The 18,072-nt window shown below is 34.4% G+C and carries 17 protein-coding genes, 1 tRNA gene and 1 pseudogene; 14 read left to right on the forward strand and 5 right to left on the reverse strand.

Going from position 1 to position 18,072, the window contains the following annotated elements:
- The first annotated feature begins 193 nt into the window (after window positions 1-193).
- The 4 genes from CCY16_RS01545 (at window position 194) to CCY16_RS06630 (ending at window position 2,648) form a co-directional block, all read left to right on the forward strand.
- Window positions 194-1,441: an IscS subfamily cysteine desulfurase gene (locus CCY16_RS01545; RefSeq protein WP_088414480.1), complete on the forward strand. Its 1,248-nt coding sequence runs from the start codon at window positions 194-196 to the stop codon at window positions 1,439-1,441.
- 485 nt (window positions 1,442-1,926) lie between these two features.
- A complete protein-coding gene (locus CCY16_RS01550) occupies window positions 1,927-2,148 on the forward strand; it encodes a hypothetical protein (protein WP_088414438.1) in 222 nt (73 codons plus the stop codon).
- 196 nt (window positions 2,149-2,344) lie between these two features.
- Window positions 2,345-2,542 (forward strand): hypothetical protein, encoded by a 198-nt coding sequence (locus CCY16_RS01555; RefSeq protein WP_088979764.1) that lies wholly within the window; start codon window positions 2,345-2,347, stop codon window positions 2,540-2,542.
- Window positions 2,526-2,648, forward strand: coding sequence for a hypothetical protein (locus CCY16_RS06630; RefSeq protein WP_281250494.1), 123 nt, complete (start codon window positions 2,526-2,528; stop codon window positions 2,646-2,648). Before CCY16_RS01555 ends, CCY16_RS06630 begins: the two co-directional genes overlap by 17 nt.
- A gap of 202 nt (window positions 2,649-2,850) precedes the next feature.
- On the opposite strand, the gene CCY16_RS01560 is transcribed toward CCY16_RS06630, so the two are convergent.
- On the reverse strand, window positions 2,851-4,005 hold the full coding sequence (locus CCY16_RS01560; RefSeq protein ID WP_088414442.1) for a SurA N-terminal domain-containing protein: 1,155 nt from the start codon (window positions 4,003-4,005) through the stop codon (window positions 2,851-2,853).
- Window positions 4,006-4,230: 225 nt separating this feature from the next.
- Here CCY16_RS01560 and mnmE point away from each other — a divergent pair, with 225 nt between their 5' ends.
- Together mnmE and CCY16_RS01570 are read left to right on the forward strand one after the other, a co-directional pair.
- Window positions 4,231-5,559, forward strand: coding sequence for a tRNA uridine-5-carboxymethylaminomethyl(34) synthesis GTPase MnmE (gene mnmE / locus CCY16_RS01565; protein WP_088414444.1), 1,329 nt, complete (start codon window positions 4,231-4,233; stop codon window positions 5,557-5,559).
- A gap of 47 nt (window positions 5,560-5,606) precedes the next feature.
- Window positions 5,607-5,694 (forward strand) — tRNA-Ser (locus CCY16_RS01570).
- Window positions 5,695-6,014: 320 nt separating this feature from the next.
- Here the strand turns inward: CCY16_RS01570 and CCY16_RS06010 are convergent.
- Complete coding sequence (locus tag CCY16_RS06010; RefSeq protein ID WP_410543237.1) at window positions 6,015-6,251, reverse strand: DUF4143 domain-containing protein; 237 nt, start codon at window positions 6,249-6,251, stop codon at window positions 6,015-6,017.
- A gap of 1,218 nt (window positions 6,252-7,469) precedes the next feature.
- On the opposite strand from CCY16_RS06010, the pseudogene CCY16_RS01580 reads away from it, so the two are divergent.
- From CCY16_RS01580 to topA, 5 genes and pseudogenes are all read left to right on the forward strand, one after another.
- Window positions 7,470-7,574, forward strand: a pseudogene (locus CCY16_RS01580) (DnaJ domain-containing protein); the annotation flags it as partial.
- A 327-nt stretch (window positions 7,575-7,901) separates the two neighbouring features.
- Complete coding sequence (locus CCY16_RS01585) at window positions 7,902-8,321, forward strand: ankyrin repeat domain-containing protein (RefSeq protein ID WP_088414448.1); 420 nt, start codon at window positions 7,902-7,904, stop codon at window positions 8,319-8,321.
- Between the two features lie 130 nt (window positions 8,322-8,451).
- On the forward strand, window positions 8,452-8,808 hold the full coding sequence (locus CCY16_RS01590) for a hypothetical protein (protein ID WP_088414450.1): 357 nt from the start codon (window positions 8,452-8,454) through the stop codon (window positions 8,806-8,808).
- A 211-nt stretch (window positions 8,809-9,019) separates the two neighbouring features.
- Window positions 9,020-9,160 (forward strand): TomO hydrophobic C-terminal domain-containing protein, encoded by a 141-nt coding sequence (locus CCY16_RS07075; protein WP_458695181.1) that lies wholly within the window; start codon window positions 9,020-9,022, stop codon window positions 9,158-9,160.
- A 119-nt stretch (window positions 9,161-9,279) separates the two neighbouring features.
- Complete coding sequence (gene topA, locus CCY16_RS01595; protein WP_088414452.1) at window positions 9,280-11,730, forward strand: type I DNA topoisomerase; 2,451 nt, start codon at window positions 9,280-9,282, stop codon at window positions 11,728-11,730.
- Between the two features lie 63 nt (window positions 11,731-11,793).
- On the opposite strand, the gene trhO is transcribed toward topA, so the two are convergent.
- Window positions 11,794-12,603 (reverse strand): oxygen-dependent tRNA uridine(34) hydroxylase TrhO, encoded by an 810-nt coding sequence (gene trhO / locus CCY16_RS01600; RefSeq protein ID WP_088414454.1) that lies wholly within the window; start codon window positions 12,601-12,603, stop codon window positions 11,794-11,796.
- A gap of 121 nt (window positions 12,604-12,724) precedes the next feature.
- Between trhO and CCY16_RS01605 the strand changes: the two genes are divergently transcribed.
- The gene (locus CCY16_RS01605) at window positions 12,725-14,323 is read left to right on the forward strand and encodes an ABC transporter permease (RefSeq protein WP_088414456.1); all 1,599 of its coding nucleotides are present in this window, start codon (window positions 12,725-12,727) and stop codon (window positions 14,321-14,323) included.
- A 23-nt stretch (window positions 14,324-14,346) separates the two neighbouring features.
- On the opposite strand, the gene apaG is transcribed toward CCY16_RS01605, so the two are convergent.
- On the reverse strand, window positions 14,347-14,751 hold the full coding sequence (gene apaG, locus CCY16_RS01610) for a Co2+/Mg2+ efflux protein ApaG (RefSeq protein WP_088414458.1): 405 nt from the start codon (window positions 14,749-14,751) through the stop codon (window positions 14,347-14,349).
- Window positions 14,752-14,854: 103 nt separating this feature from the next.
- Here apaG and CCY16_RS01615 point away from each other — a divergent pair, with 103 nt between their 5' ends.
- Window positions 14,855-15,928: a 5-(carboxyamino)imidazole ribonucleotide synthase gene (locus CCY16_RS01615; RefSeq protein WP_088414460.1), complete on the forward strand. Its 1,074-nt coding sequence runs from the start codon at window positions 14,855-14,857 to the stop codon at window positions 15,926-15,928.
- A gap of 540 nt (window positions 15,929-16,468) precedes the next feature.
- Here the strand turns inward: CCY16_RS01615 and CCY16_RS01620 are convergent.
- Complete coding sequence (locus CCY16_RS01620; protein ID WP_088414462.1) at window positions 16,469-17,512, reverse strand: aspartate-semialdehyde dehydrogenase; 1,044 nt, start codon at window positions 17,510-17,512, stop codon at window positions 16,469-16,471.
- A 141-nt stretch (window positions 17,513-17,653) separates the two neighbouring features.
- On the opposite strand from CCY16_RS01620, the gene CCY16_RS01625 reads away from it, so the two are divergent.
- The gene (locus CCY16_RS01625; protein WP_088414464.1) at window positions 17,654-18,067 is read left to right on the forward strand and encodes a hypothetical protein; all 414 of its coding nucleotides are present in this window, start codon (window positions 17,654-17,656) and stop codon (window positions 18,065-18,067) included.
- Window positions 18,068-18,072: the final 5 nt, after the last annotated feature.

Raw genomic sequence — 18,072 nt, forward strand, 5'->3', positions numbered from 1 at the left:
AAAATTAGTCGCAATTATGAAGCCAAATGCACGACTTGTAGGCCAGGAACCAGGTATTCCTTCCTCATCATCCCTCTGGTAACGATATTCGTGCACTGGATTTTGTACTTGAGGCAAGATTATATCTTGAAAAAATTAAGTTTTAGTGCTATGAAAAACTGTAACTTCTATGCTCAAAACTTTTATACTGATTATGAATATGGAAAATAAGAAAGCACATAGTACTAAAGTAAAATTACCGATATTTCTTGATTATCAATCTACTACTAAAGTAGATCCTCGTGTTTTAGAGATGATGATACCTTATTTTAGTGAGTTCAGTAATGCGCACTCTCGTAGCCATTCGTTTGGTTGGGCTGCTGAGGAAGTAGTGGAGAAGGCAAGGAGGCACATTGCTGACCTAGTAAATGCAGATAGCAAGGAAATTATCTTTACCTCAGGTGCAACCGAGTCAAATAACATGGCGATCAAGGGCGTTGCTCACTTTTATAAAAATAAAGGAGATCATATAATAACTGTTTGCACGGAGCATAAGTGCGTTCTGGATTCTTGTCGGCATCTGGAGAATGAAGGCTTTAAGGTTACATATTTGCCTGTTAAGCGAAATGGAATTATAGATTTATCTAAACTTGAGGAGGCAATAACTGATAGAACAATTCTGGTTTCAGTGATGATGGTAAATAATGAAATCGGAGTAATTCAACCTGTAAAAGAAATTGGTGCAATATGCAGGAGGCATAACGTATTTTTTCACACAGATGCTGCTCAAAGTTTTGGAAAAGTTCCAGTAGATGTAAATGGAATGAACATTGATCTCATGAGCCTTACTAGCCACAAAGTTTATGGACCTATGGGAATAGGTGCGTTGTATGTTCGTAGAAAAAGTCCTCGTGTTAGGCTAACACCATTGATTAGTGGTGGGGGACAGGAAAGGGGTATGCGTTCTGGAACAGTTCCAACTCCTCTTGCAGTTGGTTTTGGTGAAGCAGCACGTATTGCTAAAGAGGAAATGAAAAAGGAGGCAACCAAATTAGAAGAATTGAGGGATATTTTGTACAATAAGATAAAAGAAGCATTTCCTGATGTTGTTTTAAATGGTGATTATAAGAATAGAGTTCCAGGCAACCTAAACTTAAGTTTTCCCTATGTTGAAGGTGAATCTCTCATCATGGCAATCAAGGATTTGGCAGTAAGTTCTGGTTCTGCATGCACATCTGCATCTCTTGAGCCTTCCTATGTTATACGATCACTAAACAGTGGCTATGACCTTGAGCATTCATCAGTTAGATTTGGCCTTGGCCGGTTTACGACTAAAGACGAAATTTTATATGCGGCAGATCTTATTGCTAAAAATGTAGGGCGGCTAAGAGAAATGAGCCCACTTTGGGAAATGGTACAAGAAGGAATAGATTTAAACACTGTAAAATGGGACTCTCATTAAATTTTGTGGTGAGTATCCATTCAATCAGGTGACAGAAAAGGTAAGCTATATTGTAATAGTAATCTTTTACATGCATGTAAATAACCTTTCTGAAAAAGTTTTGGTGAAGTTAGCTATTTTTTTTAATATTTTCTTATTGAGCACAAATTGTGTTATTACAAAAGATGAGATATAGCCTGGCTTACAAATAAAAAATAAATATAGGTGTTACCTGTGGAATAACCCAAATAAAGAGTCTTCTCAAGGTTATTATAGAACTAGTCCTATTACACGAAAGCTGTGATCTAGTTACTGGTAGTGGTAGGGTATTATATTACACAGGATGGGAAAATAAAAAACTGGGTTTATCTGATAGTTATAAAACAATTGGTAGGATGGGTGCTGCTTGCAGAGGCTATTGTCGTAAAATTTACTTAGCAATAGATAATATACTATATGCAATAAATGAAACTACGGTTATGTGAAAAAAAGAGTTAAAGTCTTTGGTGAAAGGAAACCCTACAATTTTTAATGATAAATTGGCAATTTTAACTTTAGATGACTGTTTGTACATGCTGGATATGAGAATGATAGTACAATCTGGTTCTATCATAAGCCCTGTCCATAATGATAGTAATCAAATGACAAGGTCAGATTATGTATTTCCTGTGCTTATACACGATAAGCTAATAGTTCCATTTTCAAATTGGAGAGTTAGTAGCTTTTGACAAAGATGGGAAAAGTTGTGGTCTTATAAGTTACCTTCTACTAATATTTTAGACACTCAACTTACAGATGTTACAACTGCTCCGATAGTAAAGCGTAGCATATTAATAATAACAAGTAACTCTACTGTTGTTGCAGTTGATGTAGAATCAGGAAGTCTTTTGTGTTTACAGGTCATGCAAGCGAGAAATATCAGTGATGGGATTATGTGGGGGCTACACCGGAGCGGTTACCTACATGTCATATAAGGATATTAATAGTAACGAATTTTTTATGATAAATGTAAAAAATGAGATTATGAAAATCGTATTTACTGGTGGTCAGGTAATTTGGAATACTAACTTAGTGGTGAATGATGAACTAAATAATAAACTAAGAGATGCGTATTTATGTTAGGCCAGCAATAGAAAATGGAAAATTATTTATTATGAGTAATAAAGAAATCATGTTTCTATTAGGTCAGGAGTCTGGCGTGATAAAGGAAGTAATCAACATTCCGTAGGGTGTGTACCATCCTTCTGTAACTGATTCTTGTAGTTGGAGACTACTACTTTGCGACTCAGAAAAAAAGCTGTGTATAGATGTATTGATCTAAGTATCAACAGATGAAATATTGCAGGTAATAAGAGGATGTTTTTTTGGTATAGCTAGTATAATCCTACACTGTGTCGCTAGCAAGTATCATAAGTTACTTTAGTTATGTCTTAACTGTATTGATAACTGACAGCTGCGTTTTTGCGCAAGTCATCCAATAGCAAGTTGCTTTGTGTCATAATCTTTTGTTGATATATTTGCTGTTTAGTTGCTTCTGTGTCTACTACATTATTCTTGATATCACACAACATTATTAACCTTGCAGTGCTATTTTCTCTGGATTCTATTATTTCATTTACACTTATTTTGCTAAGTAAAGCCTGTAAATCAGGGTTTAAATCCCGCATCTTTATTTCAAATTCTTTTGCATTTGGCAAATTAAAGTTATCCGCCAATTCATCAAAGTTTAAGCAGTTGACTTTTTGTTCCTTGAGATTGTCTAGTAGACTTTCTGAGTCTTTAACCACAATCTGTTTTAATTTTAGAGTGCTTTCCAGCATTGCATGATCAAGTTGTACTTTATCTATTACTTTTACAATAGAGTAATCCTCACTGGAACTGACTGGACCTGCTATGTCGCCGATTTTTAATCCTTCTAAAATGCTCTTGAGGTTGCCTTTTAGTTGGTTTAAATTAACAGTTACTTTACGCATCTTTATTGGAGCTTCTGGAATGGAGTTGTTATTATTATTGCGTAATTTTTCTACTAAATCTTCAGCTATACCGTAAACATCTGCATCTTTCTGATTGGGAATTATAAACTCTTGGAACGTGATAAGATAATCCGGCTTTTCTATTTGTCCTTTTGCGTTGTTTACTTCCTTGTCGCTTATGTTAATAAATGGCACAATTCTTACTTCAATAATTTTGTTCCACAAAAGCTGACATTCTATTTGCCTCTTTAAAATGTTAAGGCCTATATTGTGCTCTTTTGTGTATTGATCAACTTCATTGTCCTTAAGTTTAAAGCTTTGAGTTAGGAATAACACGACAGCATTGCTTAACTCTTCATCACTTAATTTTATGTTTAATCTTTGTGCTTCGTTGATAATGATAATTTCGTCTATTAGCTGCTTTAAAATTTGAAGCTTTAGTTCATTTTTATCAATACTCTGAGTGCCAAACAATGAATGTATCAAATTAATGCGTTTTTCAATGTCTAGATTTGAGATTGGCTCGCCATTTACATCTGCAATAATTTCAATCTCGACTGCAAGCAACTTGATTGGCAATATCATCAATAATAAAATTAGTATTTTATGCATAAGCAAGGCTATTTAGTTCATAATCAATTCTATAATAAATATTAAGTTAATACTAGCCAATAGATGACCTTTAAGGATTTTTGTGGAATAGATATATTTGATTTCTTAATATAGTATTATTATTTTACTATAAATTAATAAAATGAATAAAAAATTTTAGCATTTTTAAATTAGGTATTTTGGTCCCTTAGGTGTAACATTGTTGAGAGATAAACTAGTTTATGTATGATGAACACGGATGAGACTATTTTTGCCTTATCAACCGTATTTGGTAAGTCAGGAGTTGCAGTAATTAGGATTTCAGGTAATCATGCATTTAAAGCTTTAAATCATTTTCATGTTAATAAAGACATGAAACCAAGGTTTGCTACTTTGGTTGATCTGTATGATAGTTCCGATCAGTTGATTGATAATGGAATAGCAATTTATTTTCCTGCTCCAAACAGCTTCACTGGCGAGGATGTTATAGAATTGCAAGTGCACGGAGGAAAAGCAGTCATAAAGATCGTTTTGGAGGAATTGTCAAAAATCTTTGTCATGGCTAAGCCTGGGGAATTCTTGCTTAGGGCTTTTCTGAATGGCAAGTTTGACTTAACGCAGATAGAAGGGATTGCAGATTTAATCGATGCTGAAACAAAGATGCAAGCTAAACAAGCAATTAAGCAGATGTCAGGAGAATTGGAAAAGCTATACAGTAGTTGGAGGCAGAGATTAATAGCAATGCAGTCCAAAATTGAAGCATATATAGACTTTCCAGAGGATGTTACAACAGAAAAAAACGAACTGGAAAAAATCAATGATGAAGTGCAAGCTCTTGTGCAGTCAATACAAGAACATTTGAATGATAATAGACGGGGCGAAAGATTGCGTGAGGGCTTGCATATTGTAATAACTGGTGAGCCAAATGTTGGTAAATCAACACTATTTAATTTCTTGGCCAGGCGCGATATTGCTATTGTTTCTGAATATGTAGGCACAACAAGGGACATACTTGAAGCTCATATTGACATTGGCGGATACCCAATCATTCTTTCTGATACTGCTGGAATTCGCGAGAGTTCAGATCCGGTGGAATCAGAAGGTATAAGTCGAGCAAAAAAGAGGTCTTGTGAAGCTGATTTGAGAATAGAGCTATTTCCTTTTGAGCAGCGTTATAATATCAATTGCAATGTTATAAGTAGTAACACTATTTACGTGTTGAGCAAAGCTGACGATGCTATCAATGATCACAATATAAAAATTAACGACATAGATTTTTTACCTGTTTCTATTTTAAAAGGAATAGGCACAGAGAAACTAGTCTCTATGATTAAAGAAAAAGTAGAGGAAAAATTTGTCTATGATAGAGATGTTCCTGTAATTACCCGGCAAAGGCATAGGAATTGCATGCAGAAAGCTATAGAACATTTACGACGTTTTAATATGAACAATCCAATTGAGTTGGTATCTGAAGACTTAAGGCTTGCCGCGTCTGAACTTGGTGCAGTAACCGGGGTTATTAATGTTGAAGAAGTATTGGATGATATATTCAATAACTTCTGTGTAGGCAAGTGAAACTTTTATGGATTGCTTGAAGTTGAATATTGTGATAAAAAAGAAGTGGACGGATGGCCGAGCGGTTTAAGGCACCAGTCTTGAAAACTGACGTACGTGATGGGCGTACCATGGGTTCGAATCCCATTCCGTCCGCGTGCCACGTATAATATGATTTAAGCAAGCATTATTAGCCTATTTTTGCCCCATTTAAATGTATGCGCTTAGTTTTGTTGCAATGATTTAAAGATCTTCCGGAATATCCGATCTATTTCATTTATTGGCACAAGTTTAACTTTCGCATGTGAGCCATTCTGCTGACCTGTATAGATTAAATATCCCTTAGCTATTTGGGAAAGTTCGCGGAAATATTGTACATTTTTAATAAAATCGCTCTGAAACACGAACCCAGCCTTAGTTTCAATAGCATGAATGTTACTACCCCAATCTGCTAATAAATCTACCTTATGTCCGGTTCAGTTACACCAAAAGTATACCTGATTAAGACGCCTCTTAAAAATCTCCAAAGCAGTCAAGTTTTCAAACAGAGCTCCTTTAAGATAGTGTGTTTCTAGTTGACTCTCCTTTTCAAAGTCGAGGAGTGTGCAGATAAGGCTGGTGTCATAAAAGTATAATTTTGACATCTTGATTAGGCGATTGCTGAAACTTTGATGGAATGGCTGAAGAAAAAATATTAAGTAACTAGCTTCCAAGATATTCAGCCACTGTCATACGGTTGTATGAGAAATACCACAGTCTTGGGTAAGGGATGGTAGATTAAGAATCTGACCTACTTGCCTGCACACAATTTGAGAAAAGTTTGGAGTCTACCGATATTTTCAATATTTTTAAGTTGTCGAACATCTTGCTCAATGTAAGTTTGGATGTAACTGGGATAAAAATCTAATGGATGCATGTTAAAACTATGTAATCCAGGATACCCTCCCTTGAAAATAGCTGAATTAATGTTTATTGACATACCAAGCTCAGATAAGCTCGAAAGGTAATAATGTTGTCATGCCTATGCGTCCTGGGAAGAGATTGGGAAATATGATGACTAAAAGCAAGTTTTTGGGGCCCTGTTAATACATATCGACCTTTTACAGGAGACTCGTCAACTATTTCTGAAGGTACGATAATAGCTCAGGCACATGCTTTACTTCGTCAAAACAGCACCCTGTTATAATTAGCTAAAAATGCCCTAGGGTCAATTTGCGCCTGAAAACTGGTATCGATATTTTCTAAAGATATGTATGGCAAGTGCTTAAACAATGTTTTAGCGATAGTTATTTTACCAGACTGTCTTGATCCTATAATACTTAAAATAGAATAAAATTTGAAAAACCTTTCTAAAACTGGAATTGTAGCACGCAAATATATAAATTGAATTTTATAGTTTCAATATGTAAATGTACTATAAAAGGTTAAAAACAGCAAGCACTTAAACGAATATTATGATTTAAAAACAGGGAGTCAGGACTGAAAACTACTTGACAAACTCTGCCACCTTGTTACTATGGCACTGAAGCTAATTATTTATCTTCTCTGTACAGATTAAACGGCAAAAAGGCTTAACGTATCTAGTGTCTCATGTTTAATTTTTTACATTATATACACCTTATTACCAATTAGTGCTGTAATTCACGCCTACTAGGCGCTTAAAAAAAACGCCAACTGATGAAATGATAGTGAGTAACTAGCTGTCACGGGGTTTCTTTTGCCTTTTTTTCTTTATTTGGTAAATATCCTAATATTTATAGCTAAAGACTTACTGACAATCTCTGCCTGTTAACGGTGGCGGTATTACGTAGGAGCTGCACTAGCTATAGTATATAGAATTCCAACATTGTCTACATCTCTGGATGAGGTCGCTTGGCTTTTTGCCATATAGTGTTAATATATTATTTTGTTATTTTTGAATTGTGGTACATATGGCTAGAAACTACTATGAAATACTAGGAGTAGATAAATATGTTGCTCCAGAAGAAATAAACAAAGCTTATAAAAAATTAGGATTGAAATGTCATCCTGATAAACTTCTACCTAAAAAAAGAAAGATATCAAGAATTGTTAGAAAAGCGATTTAATGGTGCTATTTTATCTAAGCTTGAGTTGGAAGAGATGCAAAATCTGTAATGTTGTTCCTAGAAGTTCAAAGGGCATATAAGGTGTTACCTAATCTAAAGAAAAAAAAGATATGATAAAATGATTATAAGAGAAAAATATAGTAACACCTGGTGGTTTATTTTCAGATTATATAAGGAAACAGCCATAAGATTTCTTGTATCAATTAATTCTTGAGGATAATCTAGGATCTGTATGTATAGTAGTAGAAGGATTTAGCATCGATATTAACGTTAAATATGATTATATATATTGGTATTACTTCAATTGATTATGTAATTAAGAAAAATCATGTGCAAATTATTGATTATTTGATCAGCAAAGGAACGAAAGTATCTCTTATTGACACTTTACGCCTTGCTATCAAATTAAATTCTTATAAAACTGCGGGCTTGCTGCTAGGAAAGTGTGATGTAAACGATATTAATATGCAAAATAGTGACAGAAATAAGATTTTTCATTATTTCTTTAAGTATTTTAATAACCCTGGTTCTGGTGGTTTTGTTTTTAAGCAAACGTCGTTTAACTTTGGTGCTTTTAATTTTTATCGACCTTCTTCCAAAATGTCTTCTTTCAAAAACAGTAGTGACACTAATGTTAAGAAGAAATGCAAGATAGTAACGCCAGTTGTAATACAGGTCCTTTCTGTAGAGGTGTGATTAAGTTTCTTAATCAGTTCCAGTCCCGAATAAACTCAGAACAATCTAGAGAAGGCTATGTAAAAGAGAATATAATTATGTCCCTTGAGAATTCTATTTCCCTTTTTTACTCACTGGTAGATAAAGGTGTATGTACAATATTCCAAATGGTGAACGTATAACGCTGCTTAATATATGTGTTAACCAGCTTGTAGATAATCATAGAAAAATAGTTCATGGAAGTGATTTCTCCTTTTATCGCGGTTGCATAGAAACAGAAAAAGCATGCTATTCAATGATGAGTATTTTTGTTGAGAAAGGAATTGTGGAATTAAAGGATGAGAACAGTACTCCTATATCACACAAAATTATAAAACATAATATTTATCCACATATAGAAAATAAAATAAATGTTAGCTTAATGGAAGAGGATGGCAATGGCAAAAACTTATTAGTTAAAGGATGTTGTGATATTTCTACTATAGAATCTTTAATTAAAATGGAGTAGAATAAATACTCCTGATTCTCTAGGATAAGCTTTGCTACATCAAGTTATTTTGGAATATTGCGACAGTGTTGAGGGAATAGATTACAGTTTTGAACCTAAAGAGGTAAGTGAACGTTTTTATCCCAGTTAGAGGCATTGCAGCCAAATCTGCAAAGTGAAAATGGGAACAAACTGCCTATTGCAGCTGCTTCTACGCTAAGCAATAGCCGGAATTGCTTTAGGAGTAGCTATTGCAGTTTACCTAGAAATGTTAGCAGTAGAAATAGCAGTCGGGGTTTGTTATCTTGTTGCTGCTACAATCATATATCATTGTAATGAGCCCTCGAAGTCGCTTAAAAATAGCAAGATCTGAGAGGTTTCTGGAAACATTCCACAACCCACTTCATAGAGTCAAAAGGACCCATTAAAACATTTTTTTACTTTTCATCGTATATTTCTCAACTTATTATCTTTAAGTACTAATATAATAATATGGCATTATTGATAGTTGAGTCGCCCGCGAAGGCAAGGACGATAAGTAAATATTTAAGTAAAGAGTTTAAAGTTGCTGCATCTTTTGGACATGTGAGAGATCTTCCAGTGAAGAACGGTTCTGTTGATCCGGATAATAATTTTGCTATAAAGTATGAAATTATTGAGAAAGCAGAGAAGTATGTAAAAGAGCTAGTAAAGGAAGCAAGTCAAACATCAGATATATATCTTGCAACAGACCCAGATAGAGAAGGGGAAGCAATAGCCTGGAATGTAATAGAGGCACTAAAGGAGAGGAAAGCAATCAATGATAAAAGCAACATTTATAGGGTGGTCTTTAATGAAATAACAAAAAGGGCGGTGCAAGAGGCAGTAAAGAATCCACGTGAAATAAATATGGACTTAGTGCGCGCGCAGCAAGCACGGAGAGCTTTGGATTATCTAGTTGGATTTAGCTTGTCACCACTGCTGTGGACAAAATTGTCTGGAAGCAAATCTGCAGGGCGAGTGCAATCTGTTGCGTTAAAGCTTATATGCGAACGAGAAGATGAAATTAGTAAATTTGTATCACAAGAGTACTGGAGCATAAAGGCGGAAATAAAAAATAGCAAAAGCGAGACGTTTTTTGCTGTGCTCAGCCACTATGATAATAAAAAGCTAGAGAAATTTGATATTAAGAACGAAGAAGAAGCAAAAGGCTTAGCTAAGCAAATTGAATCAAGGCAATATGCTATAAGCACAGTAGAACGCAAGCAAGTTAAGAGAAATCCGCTGCCTCCATTCATTACTTCAAGTCTTCAGCAAGATGCAGTAAATAAGCTGTATTTTAATGTGAAAAATGTTATGCGCATAGCGCAAAATTTGTATGAAGGTATTGATATTGGTGGCGAAACTGTAGGGTTGATAACCTACATGCGTACAGATGGGTTTTATATTGCAGATGAAGCTATAAACTCAATCAGAAGGTCAATTAAGTCATTGTATGGTAATAAATATTTACCGAAGTCTTCTCGTCAGTATGTAAGAAAGGTTAAAAATGCTCAGGAAGCGCATGAAGCAATTCGTCCAACTGATATAGATAGAACGCCAGACAGCATTAAGGATTACTTAACGCCAGAACAATTTAAATTGTATGGTTTGATTTGGAAAAGAACCATTGCAAGTCAGATGGAATCAGCAATCCTTGATCAAGTGGTAGTTGAAATTAGTTCTGCTGATCAGAAAGTAATTCTGCGAGCAAGTGGATCGAGCATATTCTTTGATGGTTTCTATAAGGTTTATAAAGATAGAATGGATGGTGAGGATGAGAGCATGATACCTGCTATGAAAGAAGGTGAGGAATGTAAGCTAATTTCTGTTGATCCAAAACAACATTTTACTCAACCTCCATCACGTTATAGTGAAGCAAGTATCGTTAAGAAAATGGAGGAAATTGGTATAGGACGTCCATCGACTTATGCAGCAATTATCTCAGTGTTACAGGATCGTGAGTACGTTACGTTGGATAATAAAAGATTTATTCCAAGCAGCCGCGGCAAGATTGTTACCATATTTTTAGAAACTTTTTTTCAGCGTTGTGTAGAGTATGATTTCACAGCACAAATGGAAGAAAGGCTCGATTTAATCTCAAACGGGCGTGCAGATTGGAAAAAGGAACTAGGTTATTTTTGGGTGCCATTTTTTAATCATGTAAACTCTGTCAAGCAAATGACGCATGATGAAATTTTTAACGGTATTCGTGATTTAGTAGTTGATTGGTTTTGTTCAGAAGAAGGAAAAAAAGAAGTAAATAAGAAATGTCCTGATTGCCCAGATGGTATATTAAAATTAAACTTTGGAAAAGCTGGGGTATTTCTTGGATGTTCTAACTATCCTACATGTACCCATACAAAAGAAATTACTGGCAGTAATGACAACTCAGAATATCCAAAAAGCTTGGGTATAGATGGTATAACGGAGCAGGAGGTGATAATCAAAAAAGGTCCTTTTGGCCTTTACCTGGAGTTTAATAGTGAGTCAGAAAAGAAAAAAACGGTTTCCATACCAAAAGATATAAATGTTAATGATATTGATCTTAGTATCGCTACTAGGCTGCTCTCCTTGCCAAAAGTAATCGGAGAACATCCTAAAACCGGAAAAGAGGTAAAAATAGGCCTTGGACGGTTTGGATATTATATTTTTTATGATGGTAAATACTTTTCTCTTAAAAAAAGTTTCAAAGAGGTGTTGGAGATTCAATTAGATGAAGCTGTGCAAATTATTGCAAACAGCCCACGCAAGGAGCTAAAATCCCTTGGTTTTAATGAAAAGGGAAAAGAAGTTTTCATCTGCAACGGTAAGTATGGATTCTATATAAAATGCGGTAAAACAAACGTTGCTTTAGGCAAAAATGTAGATATCAAAAGTGTAGATCTGAAGAGAGCTCTGGAGTTGATTAAAAGTAAAAAGTAAAGGCATGCATGATTTAAATTTACTGAGACTTCATTCAATTCTAACACAGGAACTTTCTTATAATTATGAAGGTTTACAACCAGAACAAACCACTTGGCCACGTGAGACTGATTTCAGCTCGTCTGCTGAAACTTGATTTGAGCAAAATATGCATTTTATTTTATTGCTTGGGGCAAGTGAGCTATTAATGGCAATTCTATCATCAAAAACAAAACACTCACCTTCCCAGTTGCCATTTTTATTGTGAGTTCTTTCAAGGTAAGAAAGAATACCACCTTTAAGATGGTACACATCGTTAAACCCGAGACTTTTCATATACGCTGTAGATTTTTCGCATCTAATCCCACCCGTGCAATACATGGCCACTTTCAAGTTTTTATTCTTAGAGAAAGACTTTGCCCACTGAGGAAACTCGCGAAAGCATTGAGTATATGGGTTGATTGCATTTTTAAACTTGCCTAACTTCACTTCATATTCATTTCGTGTATCTATTACTAGAACGTCAGGTTGAGAGATAAAATCATCCCAATGGTCTGGGTCAATATATTTGCCCCTAAGAGAAGTATCAAAATTGCTTACACCAAGATTCACAATTTCTCTTTTTAACCTCACCTTCATCTTACTAAATGGTTGATATTTTGCTGCACTTTCTTTCCATGTAAGATCTTTCAGCCTATAATCAGAGCGTAGAAAATTAAATATTTTATTAATTGCATTTCTTTCACCAGATATAGTTGCATTAATGCCTTCTTCTGCAAGGAGTATGGTGCCCTTTAGCTCAACGTTGTCACATGCAGCTTTTATTTCATCTTTCATGTCATAATAATTAGAGAGTTTTACAAAATGGTAAAAAGTTGCTATGACAAAACTCATGATTATTAACTTATCAACTTAGAACATAATATACAAAATTATGCAGATATTCAATAAATCAGCTCTGAATATCTTCAGCTTTTACATATAACATTTTAATATTAAATATGGATTTAATTTAATGTTTTTAAGAGTATTTAAAAGTATATTCTTATTTCTAGTAAGTATATTATTTGTCTGCCCTATACTATCATTAGTGTCGATTCTATTTACAGAATCGGCAAATTCTGAGTGGGTAATTAGCACACTTTTTCCTGAATATATACTTAATACGTTAATTTTGATGATAGGGGTTGGAAGTATATCTTTTATATTTGGAGTGATTCCAGCTTGGCTCACCACATTTTTTTCATTCCCTGGGAGTAGAATTTTTGAGGTTGCTTTATTTTTTCCGATATCAATTCCCGGATATATAGTATCGTTTGTTTACGTCAACTCGTTAGAATTTTCAGGTCCAACACAAAGTTTATTAAGAGAAATTTTTCACTGGGGTAAAGGTGATTATTGGTTTCCTGAGATAAAGTCTCTAGGCGGTGGAATATTAGTGATGGGATTCAGTTTATATACATACGTTTACATATTAGTCCGCTCAAGTCTAAAGAATGTTAGCAACTCAGTTACTGTTGCATCAACACTTGGGTTTTCTTCTTTACAGAGCTTATTTTCTGTCGTTATTCCCTCTATACGTCCGTCAATTATAGCTGGGATATCCTTGGTGTTAATGGAGGTAATTACAGATTTTGGTACACCACAATTTCTTGCGATTGACACCTTTACCACAGGAATATATCGCACCTGGTTTTTACTGCATGATAAATATTCAGCTGCTGTTTTAGCAGTTGCAGAATTGGTCTTCATTACAGCACTGATAGCTGTCGAGAAAATTCTACAAAAAAAGGAAATATCCTACTCTGCCATTAATACTAATTCAGATTATCATAACAAACGGAGTATAAGTGGTGCTATACCATTAGTTTTCGCTTATGCTATGTGTATATTGCCGATATTAGTAGGTTTTGCTTTGCCGATTATTCCACTCATATATTGGAGCATAGAGAAGGGATTTTTCATATACGGAGCAAGATTCTATAACATAATAGCAAATAGCATTGGCTTATCGTTTATCACTGCAATGATCTCAGTTAGTATTGCAATAATAATAGGATGTACGGCACGTAAGAATAAGGTGATCAACAATATAGCGCGTCTAATTTCTTTAGGCTATGCGATTCCAAATGCAATTATTGCTATTAGTATAATAATATTTTTAAGCAAGATATCTTCTTTTATTACTCAATACGTTACAGAAATAAGCTTGGTAGGAACTGTTGGCGCTTTGATTTACTCATATTTATTTCGTTTTTTTGCCATATCTTTCAAAGCAATAGAATCAGGGCTTAAAAAAACACCTAATGAAATTGAGTGGATCGCATACACTATGGGCTATGGACCCATTTCCACGTGTCTGAATATTCATATTCCTCTCATAAAGAAAAGTATATTATCAGGATTTTTGCTTGTATTTATGGATACTATTAAAGAGCTTACGGCAACACTCATTATCAGGCCATTTAATTTTGAAACTATATCAACTAGAATATATGAACTTGTAAGCGATGAACGTTATAGAGAAGCTGCCCCATTTTCGTTAATGATAGTTATAACTGGCTTAATCTCTACAATAATCTTATTTAAGCTTGATGATGAAAATAAAAAATAGATTTGTGATGGCAATCAGTTGGTTTAATGTGGCCTAATGTTTGTGTATGGACTATCTAAAGAAAAAGACGGTATTGTAACCTCAAAAACTTTTGTGCTTTCTTCATTTAGGAATTCGTACTTACCTTGCATTATTCCTGACGGTGCATTCAAGTATGTTCCACTTGTGTATTTAAATACCTCTCCAGGTTTTATCACAGGCTGCTCTCCAATAACACCAGCTCCAACAATTTCGTTTATCTTTCCTTTGTAGTCTATTATTTGCCAATGACGGCTCAGCAATTGAATAGTTGATAGGCTTTTATTTTTTATCTTGACATTGTACATCCATACATAGCAATTTTCATAAGGAATAGATTGCTCCTCAATATAGACTGGCAAAACTGTAACTTCAACAGAGTTAGTAGTAAGTGTATATTCTAAAGTCATGACAGAGTATTCATGATAGAAAGTAATACTTTAATTATACACTGTTTTCGTAGATTCTTCAAGCATATTGTAGTATTCTGATTAAGAATTGTTTATCAATTATATGAGCAAATCAGATGTACTTTGTAAAAGAGTGATAGGAATAGTAGGTAGTGGACAATTAGGTAAAATGACCGCTATTGCTGCGACAAAGCTTGGGCAAGAAACACATATTTTTGCTAATGCTAAAGATGATCCTGCTTGCTCTGTTGCTAATGATTTAACAATAGCAGATTTTTCTGATAAGAAGGCACTTGAATCTTTTGCACAGAGTGTGAGTTTAGTTACTATTGAATCTGAAAATATTCCATGTGACGCAATTGATATTATGTCACAATATGTAGATTTTTATCCAGGTAAAAGAGCATTACACATTTCACAAAATAGGCTTAGAGAGAAAGATTTTATTAGAAATTTAGGTATAAGAACCGCTGATTATAAAAGTATACAAAATCATAACGACCTATTAGAAGGCACTAGAGCTTTTGGCTATCCAACAAGGCTAAAAGCAACAGAAATGGGTTACGATGGGAAGGGACAATATATGATTGGGAATGATTCTCAAGTAGAGCAATTTGCTTCCTTTGATTGGAATGCACAGTACATTCTCGAGGCAAGTGTTGACTTACTAAAAGAGGTTTCAATTGTTGTTACAAGGGATGAAAACGGTAAAGTAGCTTTTTTCCCTGTGGCAGAAAATCACCATGTTGATGGAATACTTGATACTTCAATAGTGCCAGCTAAAGTAGATAGTAAACTAGTTCAAGAGATACAACAAACCGCAGAGAAAATAGCAGATGCACTTGATGTAGTGGGAATTCTAACTATTGAGTTTTTCATTACTAAAAATAGTGAGCTGCTAGTCAATGAGCTAGCTCCAAGACCCCACAATTCTTGCCACTGGAGCTTGGATGCATGTAATGTTAGTCAATTCGAGCAACTGATTAGGGTAATATGTAAGTTACCTATGCAGGAAGTGGTGTTGCGCTTTCCTTGTATGACGAAAAACATAATAAGTAATGATGTATATAATACTTACAAGTATTTGAGTGACAAAAGAGCCAATTTAACTATATATGGAAAAAAAGAGGTCAGAGGTAGGCGTAAAATGGGGCATGTTAATATAGATTTAAGTTAGCATGCTATATCTCTCACAATTGCACAAACGTTTGTTTTCGAAAACGATGCATTAAGTTTCATAGCCAGTTTTGCCTTAAACACAAGAATCACTGGCATCCAGAAAAGTTTGCTTATGAGCAAACTGATAATAGCACCATTTGTTGGCTTCGTAAACTGCAACTAACCTTTACTATAGATATTTAAGAAATTTACTAACGAGAAAAAAGGCAAAAGAAACCCTATGTTAGATAGTGTTTACTCTCTAATCCTGCAAATTGGCATACTATACTGTCTTTATAAGCACGTTTCAGCTTATATAGGTAGAACGTAGAAATATTGTGAAGACATAAAGTACACATAGTACAAAGAATTAAACATAAGATGTCAACTACATGATACTTCGTCATTTAATCTGTATAGACTAATGATAACTGAATACCTTCAGCTCTGTGGTGAGGGGTCTGGTAGAATTTGTCAAGTGATTTTTTCGTTTTCCACGGGCTACTTGAATGACACTATTGGTATGCAAATTTCCTTCGAACTACAGCGTACGTACACTCTATATGCACTTGATTGATAAATGCTCCCTCGTCAAGATCTCCAAAATTTGTACTATATTTAGTGCCGCACCTTTGCGTAGATTATCAGCCACTATCCACATATTTAATCCATGTTCAACAGTATTGTCTTTTCTAATACGTGATACGTATACTGCATTCTCCTGTACGACATCAATTTGGGTTATATATTTGCCGTCTTTTCGCCTATCGTACACTAAAATTCCGGTATCTTCAACTTCACTTAGCATTTCATGAGCTTGTTCTTCAGTTATGTGCTGATAAAACTCTACATTTACTGCTATAGCATGACCAATAAAAACTGGCACCCTTACACAAGTTGCAGTAACTTTTATATCTGCCTCTAAGATTTTTTTTGTTTCCTCTTGCATTTTCCATTCCTCTTTTGTAGAACCATCTTCCATAAACTCTCCTATATGAGGAATGCAATTGAATGCTATTTGCTTAGGGAATATTTCAGGCTTTTTAGCTTCGTTTGTGAAGATTTTTTTTGTCTGATTATAGAGTTCATCCATTGCTGCTTTGCCTGCACCAGAGGTTGATTGATAAGTTGAAGCAACGATTCTCTTTATTTTTGCTTTTTGGTATAATAAATGTAGCACTAACAGCATCTGTATTATAGTACAGTTTGGATTGGATATTATGTTGTGGTTTTTGTATTCCATGATTTTTTCTTTATTAATTTCTGGAATGATTAGTGGTACACCTTCTTTCATCCTAAAATAAGAGCTGTTATCTATTACGATGCATCCAGCTTCAGTTGCAATCGGTACGTACTTTTCCGAAACATGGTACCCAGCACAGAAGATGGCTATATCAATATCAGCAAAGTCATAATTTTCAAGGCATGAAACAGTTAATTCTTCGTTACCAAAACTCACCTTTTTTCCCCTTGATTTTTTTGATGCAAATGTAATAACAGAATCTATCGAAATTTTTCCCTCGTCTTGAAACTCAGCAAGTATGCTTAGTACTTCGTGTCCTACTCTACCGGTTGCTCCAACAACAGCAATTTTTTGTCCCATATAAATTAAAATTCTCACTTCAAAGTTATATTATATTTTTACCGACAGAATTTACAATTATTTTAATATTTTTACCTTGCAATTAATTATAATTTAGTTATTATTATGCAATATTAATAATATTACATAATAAAGTGAGAGATGAGCAAAAAATATGATGAAACTAAGGTGAAACCTGCAATATCTACATCTCAAGAACCTAAGAGAACTAATGGGTCAAAGGTTCAAAGTGTTCTCTCAAAAAGAAGATATGATATAAATTTTGATGATAAAAAGTATGCTGTAAAAACTGTTAAAACACGGTTTCTAGAAACGGAACAACAGTCTTCGAAGCTAAGAGATTTATTGGAATCAATACCAGTGATAGGAAGATTTTTAGCGAAAATTTTCACATCTGAGAAAGAGACATATAAAAAGCTACAATTGCAAATAGATCGCTCTAGTAAGATAAGAAATGAGTCTCGCATAGATGATAAATATACAGAAGAAATAAGCAGCAAGCTTAAGAAGAGTAATATTGAACAAGTGGATGACAAAAAAAGTCGTAGTCCATAAATATC

Source organism: Wolbachia endosymbiont of Wuchereria bancrofti (assembly GCF_002204235.2).
Classification (GTDB): domain Bacteria; phylum Pseudomonadota; class Alphaproteobacteria; order Rickettsiales; family Anaplasmataceae; genus Wolbachia.